Below are 22,039 nucleotides of genomic sequence, written 5' to 3'. Positions count from 1 at the left end.
TTGCGGCACGAGCGCCCCCATGATCAGCAAGACCGGCATGCCCCGAACGCCAAGACCGACCATCAGCCTCATCATCCCCGCCTATAACGAGGAAGATTACCTTCCTGCGTGCCTCGACGCGGTGATGCAGAATGTCGCGGGGCTGGCGAAAGAGATCATCGTCGTCGACAACAACAGCACCGACGGCACCAAGGCCGTGGTCGAGCGCTATCCGACGGTGCGGTATGTGTTCGAGCCGCGCAAGGGGATCACCCGCGCGCGCCAGTGCGGCTTTCTGGCGGCCACGGGCGACATCCTTGCCTATGTCGACGCCGATACGCGTCCGCCTGCCGGATGGATCGAACAGGTCGTCGAGGCATTCGGCACGCGCGAGGATCTCGCCTGCCTGTCCGGGCCCTACAGCTTTTATGACCTGAGCGGGATCAGGAACGCGATTTCGTCCGCCTGGTTCGTCGCGGCGCGCCCGCTTTACAAGCTGACCGGGTACATGATGGTCGGCGGCAATTTCGCGATTGTGCGCGCCGTGCTGGAAAAGATGGGCGGTTTCGACAGCTCGATCGAATTCTATGGCGAAGATGTCGACATCGGCAAGCGCGCGAAAAAGCACGGCAAAGTGTTGTTTTCACAAAAATTTGTCATGCCGACTTCGGGGCGCCGCATGAAGAAGCAGGGCTTTGCACGGATCGCCGGGATCTATCTGGTGAACTATCTTTCGATCATGGTCCGGGGCAAGCCGTCGCACTCCGATTATCAGGACGTGCGCTAACGCCGATCAGGCGGTTGGACCGGTGTCGCGCGTTTCCTTGCGTTCATAGGTCAGCGCATCGAGAATCTTGGCACCGGCCATGAACACCGCGACCATCGCCGCGACAAACAGCATGCGCCCGCCAAACCCCGGAAAGCTGACCAGATAGTGCTTGCCGCGTTCGGCCCCGCCCAGCGCGAGCGCATAGATGATCGCGAATGCCTCGATCCGGTTCTTGATGATGAACAGCCGACCGATCTTTCGCATCATGTTTGTTGTCCGGTTAAGCATGGGCGTCCACCATGCCAGTGCAGCAAGCATCGTGCCAGTGGCTGATTTGCCGGATTGGTTCACGGCAATGGTTTGTTAACTGTAAACCGGCCCGACGCGCCGGGCCAATGCGCAGGGCGATCAGGCCAGTTCGCGCAAGCCCGCCGTGTCGAGCAAGGCTGCCCTTGCCGTCCGCACCGATTCGGCAAGACTTGCCCGGCCGATGTCGACCGGATCGATCTGTTCGGGCCATGTTTGCGCGACAACGCCGGCCAGCAGATCGATCCGCGCCGCATCGAGCAGAAAGCGCGGATCGACTGTCGCCGGATCGGCCACGACGCGCAGTCGCAAACAGGCCGGCCCGCCGCCATTGGCCATCGATTGGCGCACGTCGACCGGAAGCACGCGCCGGATCGGCCCGTTCGACGCCAGCATGGTATCGAGCCAGCCCCGCACCGAGGGCATTTCCCAAGCCTCTGTCGGAATGACGAGGCCCATCGCACCGTCACCCAGCGTCAGCAATTGCGCATTGAACAGATAGGATCTGATCGCTTCGGCCAGGCTGACCGCGCTGGCCGGAACGATCACGATTTCGGCCTCGGGCAGGGCGGCGCGGATCGCGGCATACGTGCCGTCGGGGTCGGCAAAGGCCTGTTCGTGGGTAAACAGCACGCGCTCGTTGGCGACGGCGACGACATCGTTGTGAAACGCGCCCGCCGCAATCGCTTCCGCCGACTGTTCGACAAACAGGGCGCGCGCGGGATCGAGCCCGTGGAGCCGGGCGACGGCGCGGCCGGCCTGTTCATGCTGGCGCGCGGGGAAGGGGCCGCCGGGGCGACCATAGACAAACAGTTCGAGGCCCGGCGCATCGTGGCGCGGCGCCATGCGCATGTGGTTCGCCGCGCCTTCGTCGCCGAAACAGGCAGGGACGGCATCGTGGACCGCGAAATGCGCCGCATCGGCAAAGGCCAGCCGCAATTGGCGCACCGTATCGGGCCACTCCTGCGACCGGTGCGGCATCGTCACGAGATTGGCGGCAGTCAGATGGCAGCGCCCGTCGGCCGTGTCGGGCGCGGGCGAGACGGTGGCGGCATTGGCTGTCCACATCGAACTGGCCGACCATGCAGCGGCACGCAGGCGTATTTCGGCGGAATCGGCGGGCTGCGTCAGCCCGAGCGAGTCAAGAAAGCCCTGGTTGGGGCGCGGCAGCGGCGCGAACCAACCCTGGACCAGCCCGAGCGACAGGTTGTGGCGCATCTTGTCCAGCCCCTGCAGCGCCGCCGCGCGCGGGTAGGACGGATCGCCGCCATGGCTTGCCGAAGCGAGATTGCCGAGGCTGAGCCCGGCATAGTTGTGGCTCGGGCCGACAAGGCCGTCGAAATTGATTTCCACCAGTGCCATGTGCCGTCCTTATCGAGCCGCGTGCCAGACCGTATCGCCGACGCTGACGTCCAGCGCTTGCGCAGCGACCGGATCGAGCACCAGTCCATCGGGGCCGTCCGCCGCCACTTCGCCATACGTGCAGCGAAAATCGCTCAACCGTCCGGTCGCGATCAGCGCGCGGGAATGGCCGGTATCGCTTTCGGGCGCGCGGACGTGGGTAATCGTGGCCGCTTTCGCTCCGGCGATCGAGCGCACGCGGTCGGTGCGCGCGGTCATCGTCGGGCCGCCGTCAAAGATGTCGACATAGCCTTCGGCGGCAAAGCCTTCTTCCTCCAGCATGCGCATCGCCGCGCGTCCGGTAGGATGGGGCAGGCCGATGACTTGCCGCGCGCCTTCGGGCAGCATGGCGACATAGACCGGATGCTTGGGCATCAGGTCGGCGATGAACTGATGGCCGTTGATCGCGTTGAAATAGTCGGCTTCCTGAAAGCTCATGCCAAAAAAGCGCCCGGCGACGCCGTCCCAGAACGGCGATCCGCCGCGCTCGTCGATGATCCCGCGCAATTCGGCCAGAATGCGGTCGGCAAAGCGCTGTCGATGCATGGCGATGAACAGATAGCGGCTGCGCGCGAGCAAGAGCCCGAGGCCGCCCGCGCGCTCGCCGGGATGAAGGAACAGCCCGCCGACTTCGCTCGACCCTTCGAGATCGGTCACCAGATTGAGCAATTCGGCGCGGAACGTGCGCCCCAGTTCCTTTGAATGCTGGGTCAGCGTGGCGATGCGATAGGAATAGAACGGTGTCTCCTGCCCGACGCAGGTAAAGATCTGGGCGGTGCCGCGCACTTCGCCGGTCGTCGCATCCTCGAGCACGAGCACGAACAGCTCGTCCTTCACATCGCGCCCGTTGCCTTCCTCCGGATTGCCATAAGCGGCGGCGGCGCGGTCGAGCTTGGCGGTCAGCGCCTTGCGGTCGGGCGGCAGATTGGTGAAGCCTCCGCCGGTCAGCTTGGCCATGTCGTAAAGGTGCTGCAAGTCGCCGGGCTTGGCCGCGCGGATGCGAAAAGTCATCATTCCCCCCCGGAAAGGCGATGCAGCACAAGCGCTGCGAGCTGGGCCCGCTCGGCCAGCGACGGCACGATCAGGAATTCATCCGCCGAATGGATCGCGCCGCCGCGCACGCCCATCGTATCGACCACCGGCACGCCACAGGCGGCAATGTTGTTGCCGTCGCACACGCCGCCGGTCGCCTGCCAGCCGATTGTCTGCCCCAGCGCCGCGCCGCAGTCGCGCACGAGATGAAGCAGGCGCTCGGCATCCTCGCTCAGCGGCTTGGGCGGGCGCGAAATGCCGCCGTGGACATGCGCGTGGACGCCGTGGCGCGCCTCGATCCGTGCGATCGCTTCGGGCAGGGCGGCGGCAAAGCGCGCGGCGGCATCTTGCGCGCGCGGGCGGATGTTGAAGCGCACGATGGCGAGATCGGGCACGACATTGTTGGCCGATCCGCCCTCGATTTTCGCCGGGTTTACACTGATGTCCGGCCCGGCCAGCTCTGCGAGCGCGAGCACGAGGCCAGCGGCGGCGACGATCGCGTTGCGCCCGTCTTCGGGATTGCGCCCGGCATGGGCCGATTTCCCATGGATCACCACGCTGTAATTGCCGCTGCCCGCCCGCGCTCCGGCCAATGTCCCGTCGGGCCGCGCCGAGGGTTCGAACGTGAGCGCCGCCGCCTTGCCGCCCGCGAGCCGCGCGATCAGCGGCGCGGATGACAGGCTGCCGGTTTCCTCGTCGGCGTTGATCAGCACGTCATAGCCCACGCCCGCCGCCGCCGGGCCAGCCGCCACCGGGCCAGCCCCCACCGGGCCAGTCTCGAACGCGGTCAGCGCGGCGAGGATGACCGCGAGCCCGCCCTTCATGTCGGCCACGCCCGGCCCATTGAGCGTCTGCTCATCCAGCCAGCGCGCTGTCTGAAACGGATGGTCCTCGGCAAACACCGTATCCATGTGCCCGGTCAGCAGAAATCGCCGGTTCGCCTGGGGCCGCACGCGCAACACGAGAGAGCGGCCATGCGCAAGGACGATCGGGCGCCCGTCGGGCGCCACCGCCTCGACCGGACCGGCGTCTTCGAGCGTGATGTCGCCCGGCAGCCCGGCAAAGGCATCGGCCAGCGCCGCCGCCTGCCGCGCGAGCCCGGCAAGATTGCGCGTGCCGGTGTTGATCGCGCTCCACGCCAGAACCTGATCCAGCATCGGCGCGGGATCGATCCGGGCGATCAGATCGCGTTCGGCGGGGGAAAGCTCGCTCATCCGATGGGGTCTAGCGCAGCGGGCAAGGAAGGTGAACCCCAGCGCCCTTCAGGCAATTGCCAAACCGGGCCAAAGGCGGCATAGGGGACCGGCGTTCCTCCCCAGGACTGCCGATTCATGCCCGGTGTTGCCCATAGCGGCAGCGCCACATACTGTCTCGCAAGTCTATGGGAATGCAAGCAATGAACGAACGCGTCGCCCGCTCCGGCCTTCAAGTCGATGCTGCGCTGGCCTCCTTTGTCGAAAGCGATGTTCTGGCCCCGCTGGGGATTGACGCGACCGGCTTCTGGGCCGGTTTCGCCGCGCTGACCGATCGCTTCGTGCCGGTAAACCGCGCGCTGCTGGCCCGGCGTGACGCGTTGCAGGCCGCGATCGATGCCTGGTATCGTGCGCGCAAGGGGCAGCCGATCGATGCGGGCGAATATCGCGCGTTCCTTACCGAGATCGGCTATCTCGTGCCGGAGCCCGCGCCGTTTGCCATTTCGACGGTCAACGTCGATGCGGAAATCGCGACGATGGCCGGGCCGCAGCTGGTCGTGCCCGTGCTCAACGACCGCTTTTTGCTCAATGCCGCCAATGCGCGCTGGGGCAGCCTCTATGATGCCTATTACGGCACCGACGCGCTCGATGCCGAACCGGCCCGGCCCGGCGGCTATGATCCGGTGCGCGGGGCGGCGGTGATCGTCGCCGCGCGCGCCTTTCTCGATCAGGCGCTGCCGCTGGCTGCGGGCTCGTGGAGCGATTGGGATGGTGAGGGCGTGCCTGCGCTGGCCGATCCGGCGCAGTTCGTCGGGCAAAAGCCGGGCGCCTTGCTGTTCCGTCATAACGGGCTGCATGTCGAAGTGGTGATCGACCGCTCCAGCCCGGTCGGCGTGACCGACAAGGCGGGGATCGCCGATGTCATTCTCGAAGCCGCGCTGACCACGATTGTCGATCTGGAAGATTCGGTCGCTGCCGTCGATGCGGAAGACAAGATCCTGGCCTATCGCAACTGGCTCGGGCTGATGCGCGGCGATCTCGTGGCGCATTTCCAGAAGGGCGGGCGCACGCTGACCCGCGCGCTAGATGGGGACCGGGAATGGACTTCGCCCGATGGCGCGGCGTTTGCCCTGCCGGGGCGCAGCCTGCTGTTTGTGCGCAATGTCGGCCATCTGATGACCAATCCGGCGATTCTGCTCGCCGACGGCAGCGAAATTCCCGAAGGCATTCTCGATGCCGTCATGACCAGCACGATCGCGCTGTTCGACATTCGTGGACTCGGCCCGTTCCGCAACAGCCGCGAAGGATCGGTCTATATCGTCAAGCCCAAGATGCACGGGCCCGACGAAGCCGCCTTTACCAACGACCTGTTTGCGGGCGTCGAAGATCTGCTCGGCCTGCCGCGCTTTACGCTCAAGGTCGGGGTGATGGACGAAGAGCGCCGCACCTCGGCCAATCTTGCCGCGTGCATCAAGGCGGTCAGCGACCGCGTGGTGTTTATCAACACCGGCTTTCTCGACCGTACCGGCGATGAAATCCACACCGCGATGCAGGCGGGCCCGGTCATCCGCAAGGGCGCGATCAAGGCTTCGACCTGGATCGCCGCCTATGAAGCGCGCAATGTCGCGATCGGCCTTGCCCATGGGCTCGACGGGCGGGCGCAGATCGGCAAGGGCATGTGGGCCGCGCCCGACATGATGCGCGACATGCTGGCGCAAAAGATCGGCCATCCGAAAACCGGCGCCAACACTGCCTGGGTGCCGTCGCCCACTGCCGCCACGCTTCACGCGACGCATTATCATCAGGTCGATGTCTTTGGCTTGCGCCCCGCGATCGCCGCCGCCGGTATCCCTTCGCTCGACGCCTTGCTGACCGTGCCCTTGGCGCAAGGGGTCAACTGGTCGGCGCAAGAGATCACCGAAGAGCTCGACAACAATGCGCAAGGCCTGCTCGGCTATGTCGTGCGCTGGATCGATCAGGGCATCGGCTGTTCCAAAGTGCCCGACATCAACGACGTCGGGCTGATGGAAGATCGCGCGACTTTGCGCATTTCCAGCCAGCATATCGCCAACTGGCTGCTCCACGGGGTCGTCACCGAAGCGCAGGTGATCGAAAGCCTTCACCGCATGGCCGCCAAAGTCGATGCGCAGAATGCCGGTGACCCGCTTTATGAACCGATGGCAGGCAACTGGGACACCAGCTTTGCCTTCCGCGCGGCCAGCGATCTCGTGTTCAAGGGCGTCGAACAGCCCAGCGGTTATACCGAGCCGCTGCTCCACGCCTGGCGCCGCAAGAAGAAGGCGGCGGCCAAAGTGGCCGAACCGGCCTGAACATTCGAAGGGGCGGGGCCGATGGGGCGGGGCCGATTGAGCGGGGGTCGTCGATCCCCGCCCGATTGTCAGCGGATCTTGAGGCGCACAAACGGCATCACGCCGGTCGGATTTTGCGCGCCATAGGCGACCTTGAGCGACGAGGGGACGGCATCGATCGTCCCCTGAATGCCGAGCCCGAGCGCGACATGGCGGGCGACGGGAATGTCGAAGACATAGCCCAGCGTCATTTCGGACACCCGGACGACGGCATCCGAACCGGGGACCAGATCGTCTTTCTGCACCGTCTCGGCGCGGGCAAACAGCGTGTGCGGGCCAAGACCCAGCCCGGATTCGAGCAGCCAGGCTTGCAATACGGCGCCCGGTTGATCGCGGTTCTGCCCCCAGGCGAGCGTGGTCTGCCAATTGCCCCCGGCAAAAGGACGGTTGTATGTGCCCGACGCGGTCAGGCGGCGCTGATTGACCTGTGGCGTCAATTGTTCGGGGCTGTGCAAATAGCCGTAACTGACCTGAAACGACCAGTCGCGCGCGGGATTGAGCGTGATCCGGCCCGACCACGAATCGAGGCGGAACGGCTGAAAGCCCCAGCGATTTTGATCCGGCTCGCGCCCGTTGAACACCGAGCCTTCGACTTTCCACGGGCCATGGATGAAACCGGCGGTGGCCACGCCGAACGTGATATGCGTCGAATCGAGCCAATGATGCGTGATCGGGGCGGCGGGATCGTCCTGCCCGGAAAAGCGGTGCATGAAGGTCGCCGGGCCGAGCGCGGGCTCTCCGGGATAACCCAGATAGACGAATGCCGATGATCCTGCCGCGATCGGCAAGGCATAGACCCCGGCCAGCTCCATCAACAGGTTGTGCGGATGCTGCCGGTCGACCAGTGGGGTCGCCCCGTTTGCCGTTTCTCCGGTTTGCAGCAACAAGGGGTATCCCGCCGGGCCCATGACCGGATCGAGCGACAGCATCGATTTCAGCGTCAGCGTGCCCGGCCCGGCGCCATGCTGCGCAGTGACCATCAGCATGCTTTCGGAAAACGCCTTGTCGCCGCCGCGCGGGCCGCTCTGCCGGTCATAGACCAGATCGGCAAAGCCGTGTGCCATTCCGTTCCAGCCGCCCGATGACCACATCATCCCCTGCATCGGGCTGGATGCAGGCTGCCACGCGGTGCCCGAGGCATCCTGCATCATCGCATAGGTGCCGAGCGTGCCGGTGGCCATGGTCATGATGGGCATGTCGGCCGACTGCGCAAAGGCGGGATCGGAAAGAAAGGCAAATGTCGGGGCAAGCGCGCACAGCGCGGCGCGGACCGCAGGGGCGGATCGTGCAAAAGGGGGCATGATGGATGGTTCCTGAAACAGCCAGGTCGGCGGCGCGCGTCTGCGGCCGCACACAAATGGGCGATAATGGTTTCAGCTTGCGCGCCGTGGCGGCCGATCAAGTCCGGAAGGACGCGCCTCTGCAAGCAGCGCGGCGTTGCGTGGCATCCCGACATCGGATGCCGCGATGAAGGGGCGATGCGCCCATACGAAAGGTCTGGGCGCATCGGCTCCCACGCAGATCGGGCAGCCATGGCATGACAGGCGATTATCGCGATGATGGGCGCAATCGCCGTGTGCTGCCGCCTGTGGCGGAGCGTCCATCCGCATCGCCACCGGGGCCCTGGCGTAAACGTCCTGCGGCATCATGGCGCCGAGGCACGTCATCAAGGCAAACGCGATCAGCAAAGAGAGCAGGCGGCGAACCATGTGCAGATATTCGCATGATCGTCGCACGTTTGAAATGCATTTTTGCGATGGCTTCTGTCGATTGCGGGAAATACCTGGCGCTTCACATCTTTCGAACTATTTTCGGGCTAGGCGGTATTCTGGTATTTGGCTGGGCGGCTTGCGGGCCGGGATGAATTTCACGAGGGGGTGGCGATGGATTTCGTGCTGACAATTTTTGGGGCCGGCGTCCTGTTTTTCGGTCTCAGTGCCGTGTTTGGCAGCTTTTACACGGTCAAGACGGCCGAGGCGGCGATCATCACGCGCTTTGGCCAGTTTTTGCGCAGCGCGCCTCCGGGGCTGGGCTGGAAAGTGCCCTATATCGATCGGCTCGATGGCCGGGTCAGCCTGCGCGTCAATCAGATCGCGCTGACCATGGAAACCAAGACGCGCGACAATGTCTTTGTGACCATCCCGATCTCGGTTCAGACGCGCGTGCGGCCCGAAAAGATCTTTGAAGCCTATTACAGCCTGTCCGATCCGGTCGCGCAGATCCAGTCCTATGTCGAACAAGTCGTGCTGGGCCATGTTCCGGGCATGACTCTCGATGAAGTCTTCGCCAGCCAGTCGAGCATTGCCGCCGCCGTGAAGCAGGAGCTCGATGTCGACATGGCCGCATTCGGCTATGAAATCGTCAACGTGCTGGTCACCGACATCGTGCCCGATACCAAAGTCAAAGCGGCGATGAACGACATCAACGCGGCGCAGCGCGAACAAGTCGCCGCCAATGCGCGCGGCGAGGCGGAAAAGATTCTGGTCGTCAAAAAGGCCGAAGCCGAAGCCGAAAGCAAGGCGTTGCAGGGGCAGGGCATTGCCAACCAGCGCCGCGCCATCATCGAAGGGCTGAGCACCTCGATCGAAGGCTTTCAAAAAGCGCTGGGCGAAGCCACCGCGCAAGATGTCATGCAACTGGTGCTGATCACGCAATATTTCGACACGCTGAAATCGATTGGCGAAAGCGACAAGACCAACACGCTGTTCCTGTCGCACACACCCGGCGCCGTGCAGTCGATTTCCGAAGAGATCATGCAGTCGATGATCGCGGCCAACGCGAAGGGGTGACGGGCTTCGCTGTCTTGCAGTCGCGATTTGTCATTGGCCGAGCAAGCGTCGTTCGAGCAGTGCGCGCATGTCGCGGCGGCCATCGGCGATGATCAGGATAACCACGCGTTCGCCAATGACGCGATAGATCAGGCGGAAATGGCCGAGCAGGATCTGGCGGAATTCGCGGATGCCCAGCGCGTCGAGTTCCTGCGGCACGGCGCCACGCAACGCAAATCGTTCCAGCGTCGCGATCGATTCGAGAAATGCATCGAGCAGAACCGCCGCGTCATCGGCCCCGCGCAGCGCAGCGAGATGGTCGACAATATCTTCAAGTTCGCGCGTCGCCCCGGCGGTCAGTTCGACCGCATAATGGACATCGCTCATGTTCGCGCCGAAAGCTTCGCCTTCAACCGAGCCGCGACATCGCGCGCCGGCTCGGTCCTGCCTGCTTCAATATCGTGTGCGCCCAGAGCCAGCATTTTGAGGAGGGCCAGCGTTTCCTGTGTTTTTTCAAAGGCGGCAATATCCTGAATCACTGCCCTGGCTTCGCCGTTCTGGGTGATCACCATCGGTGCCCCGCCATGGGCAAGATCATGCAGCACGTCAGCGGCATTGGCCTTGAGATAGCTGATCGGCTTGATCTGCGTGGATAGACGCATGGCGCTTGGTATCCCGACTGAATTCAGTCTGTATTTAGTCCGAATTTAGGCTGATTGCAAGGACGTTAACGGAAACGGGCGCGATGGTGCGCGAAGCCGCTCTATTTCACGTCGCGCTCATCACTCGCGCAATCGCCACGAACTCGGCTATGTCGAGCGTTTCGGCGCGGCGGGAGGCGTCGATGCCGAGCGCTTCGAGTGCGGGCAGGGCGCCGGGCAGGCCTTTGAGCGACTGGCGGAGCATCTTGCGGCGTTGGCCGAAGGCGGCCTCGGTCAGGCGTTCGAGCGTGCGGGGGGTGACGCCTTCGGGCATGGCCGCCGGGGTGACGTGGACGATGGCCGACATCACTTTGGGCGGGGGGGTAAAGGCGCTGCGGTGGACCTTGATCGCGATGCGCGGGGTGGCCCGCCATTGGCTCAGGATGGCGAGGCGGCCATAGGCGTCGCTGCCGGTCTTGGCGATGATGCGTTCGGCGACTTCGAGCTGGAACATCAGCGTCAGCGATTGCCAGCGCGGGGGCCAGGCGGGGCCGGACAGCCAGCCGGTGAACAGCGCCGTGCCGACATTGTAGGGCAGGTTTGCAGCGATGTGGTAGGGGCCGTCGAACAGCGTGGCGGGGTCGATCTTGACGGCGTCGCCTTCGATCACGCGCAATTGGCCGGGGAACGCTTCGCCCAGTTCGGTCAGTGCGGGGAGGCAGCGGCGGTCCATTTCGATCGCGGTGACGTGCGCGCCGGCGCGCAACAGCGCGCGGGTCAGGCCGCCGGGGCCGGGGCCGACTTCGAGAACCTGGGCGCCTTTCAGATTGCCGGGAACGGCGGCAATGCGGCCGAGCAACTGTTCGTCGAACAGGAAATTCTGGCCGAGCGATTTCTGCGCAAGCAGGCCGTGGCGGTTGACGACATCACGTAAGGGCGGAAGGTCAGGCATTTTCGGCCCTGCGCGCGGCGCATTGGCCCGCCATCAGCAGCGCGGCGACCGTGGCGCCGGGGCGGGCGGTGCCGGTTCCGGCGATGCCGAAGGCGGTGCCATGGTCGGGGCTGGTGCGGATGATCGGCAGGCCGAGCGTGACGTTTACCCCTTCGTCGAAATCGAGCACCTTGATCGGGATCAGCGCCTGATCGTGGTACATGCAGATCGCAACGTCATAGGCTTCGCGCGCGGCGGCGTGAAACATGGTGTCGGCGGGCAGCGGGCCGGTGGCGGCAATCCCGGCGGCCTTGAGCGCTGCGACCGCAGGCGCGATGATGGCGGCGTCTTCGTGGCCCATGCGGCCGTCTTCACCGGCATGGGGGTTGAGCCCGGCGACCGCGAGACGGGGGGCTGCAATGCCGAAATCGCGGGTGAGCGCGGCGGCGGCGATCGTGGCGCGGCGGACGATGACCCCGGTGGTCAAAAGGCGCGGGACATCGGCGAGCGCGACATGGACCGTGACGGGCACGACGCGCAAGTGCGGCCCGGCAAGCATCATCACCGCGTCTTGCGCAGGCACGGCGCAGGCGGCGGCGACGAATTCGGTCTGGCCGGGGTAGTCGAATCCGACGCGGGCAAGGCGGCTCTTGGCGATCGGGCCGGTAACCAGCGCGGATGCCGCGCCGCTGCGCGCCAAGGCGGTGGCGCGAGTCAGGCTTTCGAGCGCGAGCGCGGCGCCGGTGTCATCGGGCGCGCCGGGGGTATAGGCGCCATCGCCGATGTCGAGCACCGGCAGCGCGGTATCAAACAGCGCGAGCGCCTGATCGGGCGCGGCAATGCCGACGATCGGGACATCGAGGCCGCGCCGCGCTGCCGCCGCTGCGATGATCCGCTGCGAGCCGACGACGAAAAACGGCGGCAGACCGGCAGTGCCCGACAGCGCCCAGGCGGCGGCGGCCAGTTCGGGGCCGACGCCGGCGGGATCGCCCATGCTGAGCGCGAGCGGGCGGATCATCACTGCGCTCAGTTGTATTCGATCACCGCGTCGCGGCGCAAATCGCGCAAATAGGTCTGCGCACGCTTGTTGACACGGTCGTCTTCGAGCTGGCCCTGCAGCTGTTCAAAGCTCGGGCCGTTATCGACTTTGGGATCGTCGCGGCCGCACAGCAAAAGCACGCGCACCCCGTCTTCGACCGAGCCGAACGGCGGGGTCGCTTCGCCCACGGCGAGCTTGAGGATGGCGTCCTGCAAGGCGACCGGCAGATCGCGCGCCTTGATCTGGTCATTGCCGACCACGTTGGCGCCGATTTTTGCAGCGGCGTCATCGACCTGGCCGCAGCCGTGGATTTCCTTGACCGCCTTGGCAAAGCCGCTGGCGCGGACCGCCGCATCCTTTTCGGGCGTGCCGGGGGCAAAGCTGATCGAGATCTGCTTCAGGCTGAGCACGGCGTCGCGCGGGTCGGCGGTCAGCACCTGGCGCTTGTCGATGACATAGATGATCGAATAGCCGCCGGGGATCTCGATCGGTCCGGCAAGCTGACCCGGGCCCATCGTCGCGGCAGAGCCGGCGATCTGGGCGGGCAACTGGGCCAGGCGGATCCAGCCGAGATCGCCGCCGACCGCAGCGGTCGAGGCCTGCGAATACTGGCGCGCATAAGCGACGAAGCTGCCGCCCTTTTTGAGCTGTTCGACGATCTTGTCGGCATTGGCGTGGACTTGCGTCCTGGTCTCGTCGGTCGCGGCGAGATAGATTTCGCCGAGATGGTATTCGTCGGTGCCCTTGGCGGCCTTCAACCGGTCCATCATTTCGCGCACTTCGGCATCGGACACGTTGATGAACGGCTGAACATTGCGGCGCAGCAGGCGCTGCCAGGCGATTTCGCCCCGGATCTGGCGCTTGAGCGAGGCGCCCGCCGAGCCGATCTGGGTCAGATAGGCTTCGAGCGCGGGCGGATCCTTGCCCATGTTCTGTTGCGCGACATAGGCAAAGCGCTGGTTCACTTCATCGTCATCGATGGTGATGTCGGCGCCTTTGGCTTCCTGGATTTCTAGCGTTTCGTCGATCAGGTTGCGCAGAACTTGCGCACGAAGGCGGTCTTGTTCTTCGGGGCTCAGCTTGCCGGCGTTGGCATTGGCAAACAGGGCATAGCGCTGATCGATGTCGGTGCCGGTGATGATCTCGCCGTTGACGATCGCGGTGGCGTGGCGATGGTTGGGGTCCATCTTGCCAAAGAACTGCGGATTGCTGGGCAGATTGAGATTGCCCTCGGAATCGGTCGAGGCGGGCGGGGGCGGCGGGGCCGCGTCTTGCGCGCGTGCGGGCATGGCCGCCACGGCAAGCCCCAGCAACAGCGTCAATCGCAGCGAGACCGGCGTCGAAACAGGCAGCAAACGAAATGCGGACGTCATGACAGTCGATCAATCCTGTTGGTTGCACCCGGCAGGGTGCAAGATCTGGCCTGGGGCATTGCCGAATTGTGCCAAAACCGGCTTAACCCACGCTGAGTGACGAGGGCGATAGCGCCTTTGCCGCAGGGAGGGAAGTTTTCCCGCAGCAAAAACCCGAAGCGAGCCGCACCATTACCGTGTCCCGATATTTTTCAGCGACAACGTCAGCGCATAAGAGTTGCCGCGCACCGCGTCGCCGGTGGTGACATAGTCGCGCCGCCAGGTGAAGGCGAGGTCGAGGCAGCCGTCGGTATAGGCAAGGCCAAGCCGATGGCGGATCATCTGGAACCCGTTCGCTCCGTTGACCGGATTATCGGCCTTGGACGTCAGATTGACAATCCCCGAGCCGAACAGCGACCAGTAATGGGCAAAGGCGGCGCGGGCCGAAACGCGCAGCTCCTTGCTGTCCTGAAGATCTTCATAGGACAGCGGAATGCTGCGGTTGAGCGCGATATAGCCAATTTCGACATAGGTGCGGTGGCTGCCGATGGTCGCGTCGAATTCGTTGCGGCGCAGTTGGAATGTGGCCTTGTCGAGCTGAAACCGTTCGGTCAGTTGGACGATGTCGCGAAACCGTACTTCGGCGCGGCCGACCACGTCGGAAAACCGCGTGGCGAGGCCGGTTCCGACCGGCACGATGCTGGTTTCGTCGAACGAACGATAGGATTGTGCAAGGGTTGCCGAAGCGCGCCAGCCGGGCCGGTCGAACCGCCAGTCGACGCCATACGTCACGCGCAACCCGTCGCCGACCCGGTCATAGCCGGGATAGCGGTTGAGCGAAAAGATGTTGTCCGTCTCCAGCTCGATCGCGCGCGAATCCTCGTCCGGGATGGCAAGGTTGCGCAAACGCGGCGTGGCGACGAACTGCACTTCGGGGGTCAGCACTTGCGTTCCGCCCAGAAACTCGCCCGCAAAGGGCCATTTGACATCGGCGGCAATCGTCGCGATGCCGCGCGCCTGCCATCCGGGCAGGCCTTGATAGATCGGATTGGTGGTCAGCAGGTTATCGCTGCTGTGATAGATGTCGCCGCGCAAGAGCGCGGTCAGCGTCAGGACTTGCCCGCCCGACGTGATCGTGCGCAGATCCCATTGCGCACGGGCCAGCGCGCGTTGCGTGTCCTGCCCGTTGGTGCGGGTCAGCGCCAGCGAATTGACTTCCACTTCCAGCTTTCCGCCGACGCCGGGCATGTCGAAACGCTGGCGGTAGTCGATGCTGGGCAGCGCCAGCGGCTGTTTGTTGGCGAAATCGTTGGTGCCGATCGCCTGGATCGCCCATCCGGCAAAGCTGAAATAGCTGTCCTGATTGATGTGTTCGAGATTGAACGTCGAACGCAGCCGCGTGTCGGACGACAGGTCATAACGCAGCAGGAACGTGCGGTCGGAGACATAGCGGCCCGACGCGGTCAGGCTCCAGTCGTTGCCCAGTTCGAAGCGGCCGTTGGCTTCGAGATAGCCGCGCATCGTGAAATCGCCGTTTCCGGCAGAGACCAGCCCGCCGTTCGCATTGGTGGCGGCATCGGTCTGGCGGCTGTACGTCAGATAGCCGTTGACCTGAAACGCGCCCTTGTCGGTCAATTGGCGATAGTGCGCCGAAACCATCGGCAGCGATTTGGAAAATAGCGTGCCGGTGACCGACAAGTCGCGGTTGGCGGCAAGCCGCCAATAAAACGTGTTGCTGATCTCGGCGCCGTTTGACGACGACAGGCTGAATGTCGGTATCAGGAAGCCCGATGCGGCGCGGAAATCCGACGGATGGCTCAGACCCGGCAGCGGCAGCAGCGGGACGCCGAACACGCGCAGCTTTGCTCCGTAATAGCGCACGGTCTTCTTTTCCGGATCATAGGCCACGCGCACGGCGGTCAATTCCCAGCTCGGCTGCCGCGGGCAGCCTGCATCATCGACCACTTCGCAACCGCTGTAGGCGACCTGATGGAGCACGATGCGCCCGGCATCGTCGCGCTCGCCGGAGCGGGCCGCCATGCGCCCGCCTTCGCGCAGGACGAGCAACAAGTCCTGCGTCGCGCCGGCCTTGAACTGATCGGTCAGATCGATGTGATCGCCATAGAGCACATCGCCGTCTTCGTCGACGAAGCGGATATTGCCGGTGGCCTGGATGGCGCCGGTCTTGCGGTTCCATGTAACCGTTTCGGCACGCAGCGATTGCGCATCGCGCCGCATTACCACGTTGCCCGAGGCGGTGATCACGTCGGTGTCGTGATCATAGCTGACTTTGTCGGCGGCAAAACGGACCAGATCGGTCGCGGCCGGCTCGGTCTTCGCATCGGGTGCGGCCTGCTGGGGATCGGCTGGCGCGGCGGGGGGCGAATCGGCCGCAGGCGCAGCCGCATGCGCCGCCTCGAACGCGGGCAAGAGCCCGGTCATGCCCAACAAGGCAAGGCATGCAGTGGAACGGCGCGCTCGCAAGCGCATGGAAAAGGCTTGCGGCTGGGGCCGCGTCAGGGGTCGCATGCGCTTGCCTATCGCACCGGTGCGGCTTAACTGCAAACCCACAATTCCGGTAATGTCCGCATGCCCGGCGGATCGCCATGGCCCGCCCGGGGCCCGGGCCGGGCCATGGCGCTGCCGATCAGGAGTTTTTGCATGACCATCGTTTTCGCTTCTGCAGGGATTGCCCGCCCTCGCCTGGTCGCCCGTCTGGTCGGCGAAGGCACTCTGCCCGCAGACCTGGCCGAGCCGGTGCGCGAAGCCGCCGTGGCGAGCCGTTTTTCGGGCAAGACGGGCCAGGTGTTCGAAGCGTTCGTGCCCGGCGAAGGCGGTCTGACGCGCCTCGCGCTGGCCGGTATCGGCCGTGCGACGGGGGCCGACCGGATCGCCGCGCTGGAACGCGCAGGCGGCGCGCTGGTGGCGAAATACCTGACGTCGGGCGAGCCCGCGCTGGGTATCGATTTCGCGGGCAGCGCGCTGACCGCCAACGAAGCGACCTCGGTCCTGCTCGGCGCGCGGCTGCGCGGCTGGCGCTATGATGTCTACAAGACGCGGCTGACCGACGAGCAGAAGCCCTCGCTCGAACGGATCGTCGCAATCGACGCGCCCGAAGGCACCGAAGCGCTGTGGCAGACCGAAGCGGCGCTGGCCGCGGGCGTCGAATTCACGCGCGAACTGGTCACCGAGCCCGCCAACGTGATCTATCCCGAAAGCTTCGTCGAACGCTGCGCGAAGCGCTTCGCCGGGACCGGGGTCGACGTCGTCGTGCTCGACAAGGGCGAGCTGGAAGCGCTCGGCATGGGCGCGCTGCTCGGCGTGGCGCAAGGCTCCGTGCGCGAGGCGCGCGTGCTCGCGCTGCGCTGGAAAGGGCGCGCGGGCTCTCGCCCGACCGCGTTCGTGGGCAAGGGCGTGACATTCGACACCGGGGGCATCTCGATCAAGCCCGCCGGCGGGATGGAAGACATGAAGTGGGACATGGGCGGCGCGGCGGCAGTCGCGGGCGCGCTGCTGACGCTGGCGCTGCGCAAGGCAGAGGCCGATGTGATCGGCGTCGTCGGCCTCGTCGAAAACATGCCCGACGGCAATGCGCAGCGGCCCGGCGATGTCGTCACCAGCCTGTCGGGGCAGACGATCGAAGTGATCAACACCGATGCCGAAGGGCGACTGGTGCTGTGTGACGTGCTGACCTGGGTGCAGCAGACCTATGCCCCGGCGACGATTGTCGATCTGGCCACGCTGACCGGCGCGATCATGGTTTCGCTGGGCACCGAATATGGCGGGATGTTTGCCAATGACGATCTGCTCGCCAGCCAGCTCGATACGGCGGGCAAGGCCAGCGGCGACAAGCTGTGGCGTTTCCCGATGGGCCCGGCCTATGACAAGCTGATCGACAGCCCGATTGCTGACATGAAGAATGTCGGGCCGCGGCTCGGCGGATCGATCACGGCGGCGCAGTTCCTGCAGCGGTTTATCAACGAAGGCGTCGCCTGGGCGCATCTCGATATCGCGGGCATGGTCTGGGCGGACAAGCCGGGGGCTACCCACGGCAAGGGCGCGACCGGGTTTGGCGTGCGCCTGCTCGATCGCTATGTCCGCGACGTGCTGGAGGCCTGATCGGGGAATACGGTCCGGCGGCGATGCGCGTCGATTTCTATCAACTGACCCGCGACCCCGCCGAACTGGTGGTGCCGTTGCTCGCGCGCAGCACGCTGGGCGCGGGCGAGCGGTTGCTGGTGGTGTCCGACGATCCTGCGCAATTGGGGCGGATCAGCGCCGCGCTGTGGCAGCGCGTCGCGGATTCGTTCCTTGCCCATGGCTATGCCGGCGGGGCGCATGACGCGCGTCAGCCGATTCTGCTCGGCGCAGAGACGCAGGCCGCCAATGGTGCGCGCTATTGCGTGCTGGCCGATGGGCAATGGCGCGAGACGGAGGGGATGGAGCGCGTGTTCCTGCTGTTTCCGCCCGAACGGATCGACGATGCGCGCCGGACCTGGCGCCTGCTGGGCCAGCGCGAAGGCGTCGAGCGGCGCTATTGGCGGCAGGATGGCGGAAAGTGGCGCGAAGGGCCGTGAGGCCTGTGCCCTGCCTTGCGATTTCCGGCGTTCCCGGCTAGGGGCCGCGCCCATGGGTCGCCCGCGTTGGCCCCAATCCCGATTTTCCATTGCAAGGATCTGTACCATGGCGGTTACCCGCACGTTTTCGATCATCAAGCCCGACGCCACCCGCCGCAATCTGACCGGCGCCGTGACTGCAAAGCTTGAAGAAGCCGGTCTGCGCGTCGTTGCCTCGAAGCGGCTTCACCTCACCCGCGAACAGGCCGAAGGCTTTTACGCGGTCCATGCCGAACGCCCGTTCTTCAACGATCTCGTCGAATTCATGATCTCGGGCCCGGTCGTGGTCCAGGTGCTTGAAGGCGAAGACGCCGTGAAGCGCAACCGCGACGTGATGGGCGCGACCAACCCGGCCAATGCCGACGCGGGCACGATCCGCAAGGAATTCGCCGAATCGATCGAAGCCAACTCGGTCCACGGTTCGGATTCGGAAGAAAACGCCGCGATCGAAATCGCGTACTTCTTCAAGCCCGAAGAAATCGTCGGCTGAACACCGGCGCATCAGCGATGATGACGAAGGGGGCCCGCCGTGGCCCCCTTTTTGTTGCGCAAGTCAGGCAAGGCATGGTTTAATCGCCCGCTGAAACACCAAAAGCGGGAGCGGGCCTGACATGATGGGCATGGGAGAGGGCGCATGCCCATTCGAATTCAATTTTGACGCCGCCACGTTCAAACCCGGCGACATGGTCAGCTATCGCGTCACCGGCAGCCTCGACGGCATGCCCTTCGTCGGCACCCTGATCGAAGTCCACCCCGACCACGTGCTCATCTCCGCCGACCCCAACGATCCCACCATCCGCTATCGCGCGACGCGCGAAAGCCGCCCGGTGGTGGAAGGGAGTGAGATTTAAGCGGCGTTGGGATGCTCGCTGCGTGCGTGGCGGTTTTGAGAGCGATGGTGCGAAAGGCGGCGTTACGCTGCAACGCGCTTTCGATCGTGCATTTGAACGTCAGCTTTGCGCTCCAGAGCGGTCGTTCATCCGGGCGATGCCATTCGTTAAAACCCGCCATACGTTCACTGGGCAGGGGTTTGAGTAGCGACAGAACTGAAAACCTACATTTAGGGCGGGCTTGGTGCTAATATTGCCCTATGACCGACGACACCATGATCCCGCTGGGCTATATGCTCAAGGCCGTAACCACACCTGCCCCTGCTTGGATGAAGTCCCCACAGGTTCGATTCGTTCATTCGTTAAGTGGTTGCGTGTCGGCGAATTTCGGGGACTATATCAACCTGTGGCAACACAATGGCTGGTGGCTCTTCGATTCCCCTGCCGCCGTCCGGCACGCGGCAGAAAGCCTGAGTGTCCCATCCGAAGCGCTTGAACTTTTTTATTACGAGGCGTTTTCGCGCCAATTTAACGAAGATTCCAAAAGCTGGGAGCCAATCGAACCTGAAACATCGTTCGCAACGCAGGTGACTCTACCCGATCAAACACGGGTATCATTGAGCGGCTATGATGTCGTGACGTTCTTTGTGAGGGCTGGACCAGAATGTTCGCCGCTTTCTTGTAACGGGCTTGCAGCTTCTCTTCCTGCGAACGCACGCTGCTTGTTTGACAATTTTGACTTGGCACGATCTGCGGTCGAAAACGGGGACTTCGCCAATAGCGAGCCGGGACCATTCCGCATTATCGCTGTTTACAAAGTATCATAGCTGGTCCCTCCATGTCGGCTAAGCTTGGTCTGTCGTTGATAGGAGTCATTCCGGACTCCAGTCGTAGCAGGGATCGCCAACAACGATGATTTTTCGCCGACTTGGGCGCAGCTCCGTAGCGCACAAGATATGCAGTCACCAATCGGGCTGGGTATTGCCTTCAACCAGCCGGGCGAGGCAGCGGGCGTAAAGTTGGTGTTCGGCGAACAGGACGCGGGCGGCGAGGCGGTCGGGGGTGTCGCCGGGCAGGATCGCGACCGGGATCTGGCCGAGCAGGGGGCCTTCGTCGAGTTCTGCGGTGACCAGATGGACGGTGCAGCCGCCGTGGCTGTCGCCTGCGGCGATGGCGCGGGCGTGGGTGTCGAGGCCGGTGTATTTGGGCAGGAGGCTGGGGTGGATGTTGATCATCCGGCCCTGCCAGCGTTCGACGAACGGGGCTGACAGGATGCGCATATAGCCGGCTAGCGCGATCACCTGGGCGCCGCTGGCCATGACTGCGGCTTCCATTGCCGCGTCATGGTCGGCGCGTTTCATGCCTTTGTGCGGCAGGACGAAAGTCGGCACGCCTTCGGCGGCGGCGAGTGCCAGTCCGCCCGCCTCGGGGTTGTTCGAGGCGACCAGTGCGATCCGGTAGGGGCAGTCGGGCAGGCGGCTGGCATAAAGCAGCGCGGCCATGTTGGTGCCGCTGCCGGAAATGAACACTGCGACCGGGGTGCGACCCGTTTCAGGCATGGTGAGTCGCTTGCCAGGCTTCGCGCGCGGACCAGGTTTCGGCGCTGCCGGTGACGGTGCAGCCGCGTTCGCCGGGCTCGATCGTGCCGATGGTGAACACGCTCTCTCCGGCGGCGGTCAGGTCGGCGGCAAGGCTGGCCGCTTCATCGGGCGCAACCGCCAGCACCATGCCCACGCCGCAATTGAACGTGCGCGCCATTTCGCCCGGCTCGATATTGCCCTGCGCCTGCAGGAACGCCATCAGCCGCGACTGGCCCCAGGCGTCGGCATCGATTCGCGCATGGAGCCCGGCGGGCAGCACGCGCGGCACGTTTTCCAGCAGGCCGCCGCCGGTGATATGCGCCAGCGCGTGGATTCGCCCCTGCCGGATGAACGGCAGCAGCGTCTTCACATAGATTCGCGTCGGCTCGATCAGGAAATCGATCAACAGCCGATCCTGATCGAACAGCGCGGGGCGGTCGAGTTTCCAGCCTTTGTCGGCGGCAAGGCGGCGGACCAGCGAATAGCCGTTGGAATGAACCCCCGACGAGGCAAGGCCCAGCAGGACATCGCCCGCCGCAACCCGGTCCCCGGTCAATTGTTCGCCGCGCTCCACCGCGCCGACGCAAAAGCCCGCCAGATCATAATCGCCAGGGCCGTACATGCCCGGCATTTCGGCGGTTTCGCCCCCGATCAGCGCGCAACCGGCGATCCGGCAGCCTTCGGCAATGCCGGCGACAACGCGCTCGGCAATGCCGTTATCGAGCTTGCCCGTGGCAAAATAGTCGAGGAAGAACAAGGGTTCCGCCCCTTGCACGATCAGATCGTTGACGCACATCGCAACAAGATCGATGCCGATCCTGTCATGACGGTCATGGTCAATCGCCAGTTTGACCTTCGTGCCGACGCCGTCGTTGCCGGCGACCAGCAGGGGGTCTTTGTACCCCGCCGCGCGAAGGTCGAAGAACCCGCCAAAGCCGCCCAGTTCGGCGTCGGCGCCGGGGCGCGCGGTGGCGCGGGCGAGGGGGCCGATCGCTTTGACAAGAGCGTTGCCTGCGGCGATGTTCACGCCTGCCTGCGCGTAGCTGTAGCGGTCGTTGCTGTCGTTTTCGGATGCCATGGCTGCGGCCCCTATCGCAAAGTGTGTGATTTGTGAATCACACACTTTGCGATAGGTTTTTTTGTTGTCGCATCGCAGACTGCAAAAAGCCGGTTCCCACCTTTTTGCGCGATGCTCTGGCGCTTTCCCGCTTGGATTTCCACTTGCCTTTGGGC

General features: G+C 64.7%; 20 protein-coding genes and 1 pseudogene. 8 read left to right on the top strand and 13 right to left on the bottom strand.

Annotation, left to right across the window (positions count from 1 at the left end):
• Positions 1 to 19: 19 nt before the first annotated feature.
• Positions 20 to 766: a glycosyltransferase family 2 protein gene (locus AQZ50_RS02320; RefSeq protein ID WP_067741925.1), complete on the top strand. Its 747-nt coding sequence runs from the start codon at positions 20 to 22 to the stop codon at positions 764 to 766.
• 6 nt (positions 767 to 772) lie between these two features.
• Here the strand turns inward: AQZ50_RS02320 and AQZ50_RS02315 are convergent, their stop codons facing one another.
• From AQZ50_RS02315 to AQZ50_RS02300, 4 genes are all read right to left on the bottom strand, one after another.
• Positions 773 to 1,015, bottom strand: coding sequence for a hypothetical protein (locus tag AQZ50_RS02315; protein ID WP_067742437.1), 243 nt, complete (start codon positions 1,013 to 1,015; stop codon positions 773 to 775).
• Between the two features lie 141 nt (positions 1,016 to 1,156).
• Entirely contained in the window at positions 1,157 to 2,416 is a 1,260-nt protein-coding gene (locus AQZ50_RS02310) for an N-succinylarginine dihydrolase (RefSeq protein ID WP_067741921.1), read from the bottom strand.
• Positions 2,417 to 2,425: 9 nt separating this feature from the next.
• Complete coding sequence (locus tag AQZ50_RS02305; protein ID WP_067742429.1) at positions 2,426 to 3,466, bottom strand: arginine N-succinyltransferase; 1,041 nt, start codon at positions 3,464 to 3,466, stop codon at positions 2,426 to 2,428.
• Positions 3,466 to 4,701, bottom strand: a complete 1,236-nt coding sequence (locus AQZ50_RS02300; RefSeq protein WP_067741918.1) for a hydrolase — start codon at positions 4,699 to 4,701, stop codon at positions 3,466 to 3,468. The genes AQZ50_RS02305 and AQZ50_RS02300 overlap by 1 nt, the downstream gene beginning before the upstream one ends.
• A gap of 182 nt (positions 4,702 to 4,883) precedes the next feature.
• Here AQZ50_RS02300 and AQZ50_RS02295 point away from each other — a divergent pair, with 182 nt between their 5' ends.
• Positions 4,884 to 7,010: a malate synthase G gene (locus AQZ50_RS02295; RefSeq protein WP_067741915.1), complete on the top strand. Its 2,127-nt coding sequence runs from the start codon at positions 4,884 to 4,886 to the stop codon at positions 7,008 to 7,010.
• Positions 7,011 to 7,078: 68 nt separating this feature from the next.
• Here AQZ50_RS02295 and AQZ50_RS02290 read toward each other — a convergent pair whose 3' ends face one another.
• Positions 7,079 to 8,350: a hypothetical protein gene (locus tag AQZ50_RS02290; RefSeq protein WP_067741914.1), complete on the bottom strand. Its 1,272-nt coding sequence runs from the start codon at positions 8,348 to 8,350 to the stop codon at positions 7,079 to 7,081.
• A 591-nt stretch (positions 8,351 to 8,941) separates the two neighbouring features.
• Between AQZ50_RS02290 and AQZ50_RS02280 the strand changes: the two genes are divergently transcribed.
• Positions 8,942 to 9,838: an SPFH domain-containing protein gene (locus AQZ50_RS02280; RefSeq protein WP_197412354.1), complete on the top strand. Its 897-nt coding sequence runs from the start codon at positions 8,942 to 8,944 to the stop codon at positions 9,836 to 9,838.
• 30 nt (positions 9,839 to 9,868) lie between these two features.
• Here AQZ50_RS02280 and AQZ50_RS02275 read toward each other — a convergent pair whose 3' ends face one another.
• The 6 genes from AQZ50_RS02275 to AQZ50_RS02250 all read right to left on the bottom strand — a co-directional run bounded on the left by AQZ50_RS02275 (position 9,869) and on the right by AQZ50_RS02250 (position 16,222).
• Positions 9,869 to 10,204: a type II toxin-antitoxin system RelE/ParE family toxin gene (locus AQZ50_RS02275; protein WP_067741908.1), complete on the bottom strand. Its 336-nt coding sequence runs from the start codon at positions 10,202 to 10,204 to the stop codon at positions 9,869 to 9,871.
• A complete protein-coding gene (locus AQZ50_RS02270) occupies positions 10,201 to 10,479 on the bottom strand; it encodes a type II toxin-antitoxin system Phd/YefM family antitoxin (protein ID WP_067741905.1) in 279 nt (92 codons plus the stop codon). Before AQZ50_RS02270 ends, AQZ50_RS02275 begins: the two co-directional genes overlap by 4 nt.
• A 106-nt stretch (positions 10,480 to 10,585) precedes the next feature.
• Positions 10,586 to 11,410: a 16S rRNA (adenine(1518)-N(6)/adenine(1519)-N(6))-dimethyltransferase RsmA gene (gene rsmA / locus AQZ50_RS02265; protein WP_067741902.1), complete on the bottom strand. Its 825-nt coding sequence runs from the start codon at positions 11,408 to 11,410 to the stop codon at positions 10,586 to 10,588.
• The gene (gene pdxA, locus AQZ50_RS02260) at positions 11,403 to 12,407 is read right to left on the bottom strand and encodes a 4-hydroxythreonine-4-phosphate dehydrogenase PdxA (protein WP_067742426.1); all 1,005 of its coding nucleotides are present in this window, start codon (positions 12,405 to 12,407) and stop codon (positions 11,403 to 11,405) included. Before pdxA ends, rsmA begins: the two co-directional genes overlap by 8 nt.
• A gap of 8 nt (positions 12,408 to 12,415) precedes the next feature.
• Entirely contained in the window at positions 12,416 to 13,801 is a 1,386-nt protein-coding gene (locus AQZ50_RS02255) for a peptidylprolyl isomerase (RefSeq protein ID WP_067741899.1), read from the bottom strand.
• Between the two features lie 171 nt (positions 13,802 to 13,972).
• Positions 13,973 to 16,222: an LPS-assembly protein LptD gene (locus AQZ50_RS02250; protein WP_231730067.1), complete on the bottom strand. Its 2,250-nt coding sequence runs from the start codon at positions 16,220 to 16,222 to the stop codon at positions 13,973 to 13,975.
• Between the two features lie 219 nt (positions 16,223 to 16,441).
• Here AQZ50_RS02250 and AQZ50_RS02245 point away from each other — a divergent pair, with 219 nt between their 5' ends.
• The 5 genes from AQZ50_RS02245 (at position 16,442) to AQZ50_RS20305 (ending at position 20,053) form a co-directional block, all read left to right on the top strand.
• Positions 16,442 to 17,899: a leucyl aminopeptidase gene (locus AQZ50_RS02245; protein ID WP_067742423.1), complete on the top strand. Its 1,458-nt coding sequence runs from the start codon at positions 16,442 to 16,444 to the stop codon at positions 17,897 to 17,899.
• Between the two features lie 23 nt (positions 17,900 to 17,922).
• Positions 17,923 to 18,357 carry a DNA polymerase III subunit chi gene (locus tag AQZ50_RS02240; RefSeq protein WP_067741893.1) on the top strand — a complete coding sequence of 145 codons (435 nt, stop codon included), beginning with the start codon at positions 17,923 to 17,925 and terminating at the stop codon, positions 18,355 to 18,357.
• 106 nt (positions 18,358 to 18,463) lie between these two features.
• Positions 18,464 to 18,886: a nucleoside-diphosphate kinase gene (gene ndk / locus AQZ50_RS02235; protein ID WP_067741890.1), complete on the top strand. Its 423-nt coding sequence runs from the start codon at positions 18,464 to 18,466 to the stop codon at positions 18,884 to 18,886.
• A 121-nt stretch (positions 18,887 to 19,007) separates the two neighbouring features.
• Positions 19,008 to 19,247, top strand: a complete 240-nt coding sequence (locus tag AQZ50_RS02230; RefSeq protein WP_067741885.1) for a hypothetical protein — start codon at positions 19,008 to 19,010, stop codon at positions 19,245 to 19,247.
• A 239-nt stretch (positions 19,248 to 19,486) separates the two neighbouring features.
• Positions 19,487 to 20,053: a hypothetical protein gene (locus tag AQZ50_RS20305; RefSeq protein WP_156427197.1), complete on the top strand. Its 567-nt coding sequence runs from the start codon at positions 19,487 to 19,489 to the stop codon at positions 20,051 to 20,053.
• 138 nt (positions 20,054 to 20,191) lie between these two features.
• On the opposite strand, the pseudogene purN reads toward AQZ50_RS20305, so the two are convergent.
• Positions 20,192 to 20,785 (bottom strand): annotated as a pseudogene (gene purN / locus AQZ50_RS02225) (phosphoribosylglycinamide formyltransferase); the annotation flags it as partial.
• Positions 20,778 to 21,884, bottom strand: a complete 1,107-nt coding sequence (gene purM, locus AQZ50_RS02220) for a phosphoribosylformylglycinamidine cyclo-ligase (protein ID WP_067741879.1) — start codon at positions 21,882 to 21,884, stop codon at positions 20,778 to 20,780. The gene purM and the pseudogene purN, both read right to left, overlap by 8 nt.
• Positions 21,885 to 22,039 lie beyond the last annotated feature (155 nt).

Origin of the sequence: Novosphingobium sp. Fuku2-ISO-50 (assembly GCF_001519055.1) — a bacterium.
Lineage (GTDB): Bacteria > Pseudomonadota > Alphaproteobacteria > Sphingomonadales > Sphingomonadaceae > Novosphingobium.
This window is presented reverse-complemented; position numbering and strand designations above follow the sequence as displayed.

Excerpts from the sequence above, each read along its gene's own strand:
- AQZ50_RS02320 (WP_067741925.1), top strand. The coding sequence starts at position 20 with ATGATCAGCAAGACCGGCATGCCCCGAACGCCAAGACCGACCATCAGC.
- AQZ50_RS02315 (WP_067742437.1), bottom strand. The coding sequence starts at position 1,015 with ATGATGCGAAAGATCGGTCGGCTGTTCATCATCAAGAACCGGATCGAG.
- AQZ50_RS02310 (WP_067741921.1), bottom strand. The coding sequence starts at position 2,416 with ATGGCACTGGTGGAAATCAATTTCGACGGCCTTGTCGGCCCGAGCCAC.
- AQZ50_RS02305 (WP_067742429.1), bottom strand. The coding sequence starts at position 3,466 with ATGACTTTTCGCATCCGCGCGGCCAAGCCCGGCGACTTGCAGCACCTT.
- AQZ50_RS02300 (WP_067741918.1), bottom strand. The coding sequence starts at position 4,701 with ATGAGCGAGCTTTCCCCCGCCGAACGCGATCTGATCGCCCGGATCGAT.
- AQZ50_RS02295 (WP_067741915.1), top strand. The coding sequence starts at position 4,884 with ATGAACGAACGCGTCGCCCGCTCCGGCCTTCAAGTCGATGCTGCGCTG.
- AQZ50_RS02290 (WP_067741914.1), bottom strand. The coding sequence starts at position 8,350 with ATGCCCCCTTTTGCACGATCCGCCCCTGCGGTCCGCGCCGCGCTGTGC.
- AQZ50_RS02275 (WP_067741908.1), bottom strand. The coding sequence starts at position 10,204 with ATGAGCGATGTCCATTATGCGGTCGAACTGACCGCCGGGGCGACGCGC.
- AQZ50_RS02270 (WP_067741905.1), bottom strand. The coding sequence starts at position 10,479 with ATGCGTCTATCCACGCAGATCAAGCCGATCAGCTATCTCAAGGCCAAT.
- rsmA (WP_067741902.1), bottom strand. The coding sequence starts at position 11,410 with ATGCCTGACCTTCCGCCCTTACGTGATGTCGTCAACCGCCACGGCCTG.
- pdxA (WP_067742426.1), bottom strand. The coding sequence starts at position 12,407 with ATGATCCGCCCGCTCGCGCTCAGCATGGGCGATCCCGCCGGCGTCGGC.
- AQZ50_RS02255 (WP_067741899.1), bottom strand. The coding sequence starts at position 13,801 with ATGACGTCCGCATTTCGTTTGCTGCCTGTTTCGACGCCGGTCTCGCTG.
- AQZ50_RS02250 (WP_231730067.1), bottom strand. The coding sequence starts at position 16,222 with ATGACCGGGCTCTTGCCCGCGTTCGAGGCGGCGCATGCGGCTGCGCCT.
- AQZ50_RS02245 (WP_067742423.1), top strand. The coding sequence starts at position 16,442 with ATGACCATCGTTTTCGCTTCTGCAGGGATTGCCCGCCCTCGCCTGGTC.
- AQZ50_RS02240 (WP_067741893.1), top strand. The coding sequence starts at position 17,923 with ATGCGCGTCGATTTCTATCAACTGACCCGCGACCCCGCCGAACTGGTG.
- ndk (WP_067741890.1), top strand. The coding sequence starts at position 18,464 with ATGGCGGTTACCCGCACGTTTTCGATCATCAAGCCCGACGCCACCCGC.
- AQZ50_RS02230 (WP_067741885.1), top strand. The coding sequence starts at position 19,008 with ATGATGGGCATGGGAGAGGGCGCATGCCCATTCGAATTCAATTTTGAC.
- AQZ50_RS20305 (WP_156427197.1), top strand. The coding sequence starts at position 19,487 with ATGACCGACGACACCATGATCCCGCTGGGCTATATGCTCAAGGCCGTA.
- purM (WP_067741879.1), bottom strand. The coding sequence starts at position 21,884 with ATGGCATCCGAAAACGACAGCAACGACCGCTACAGCTACGCGCAGGCA.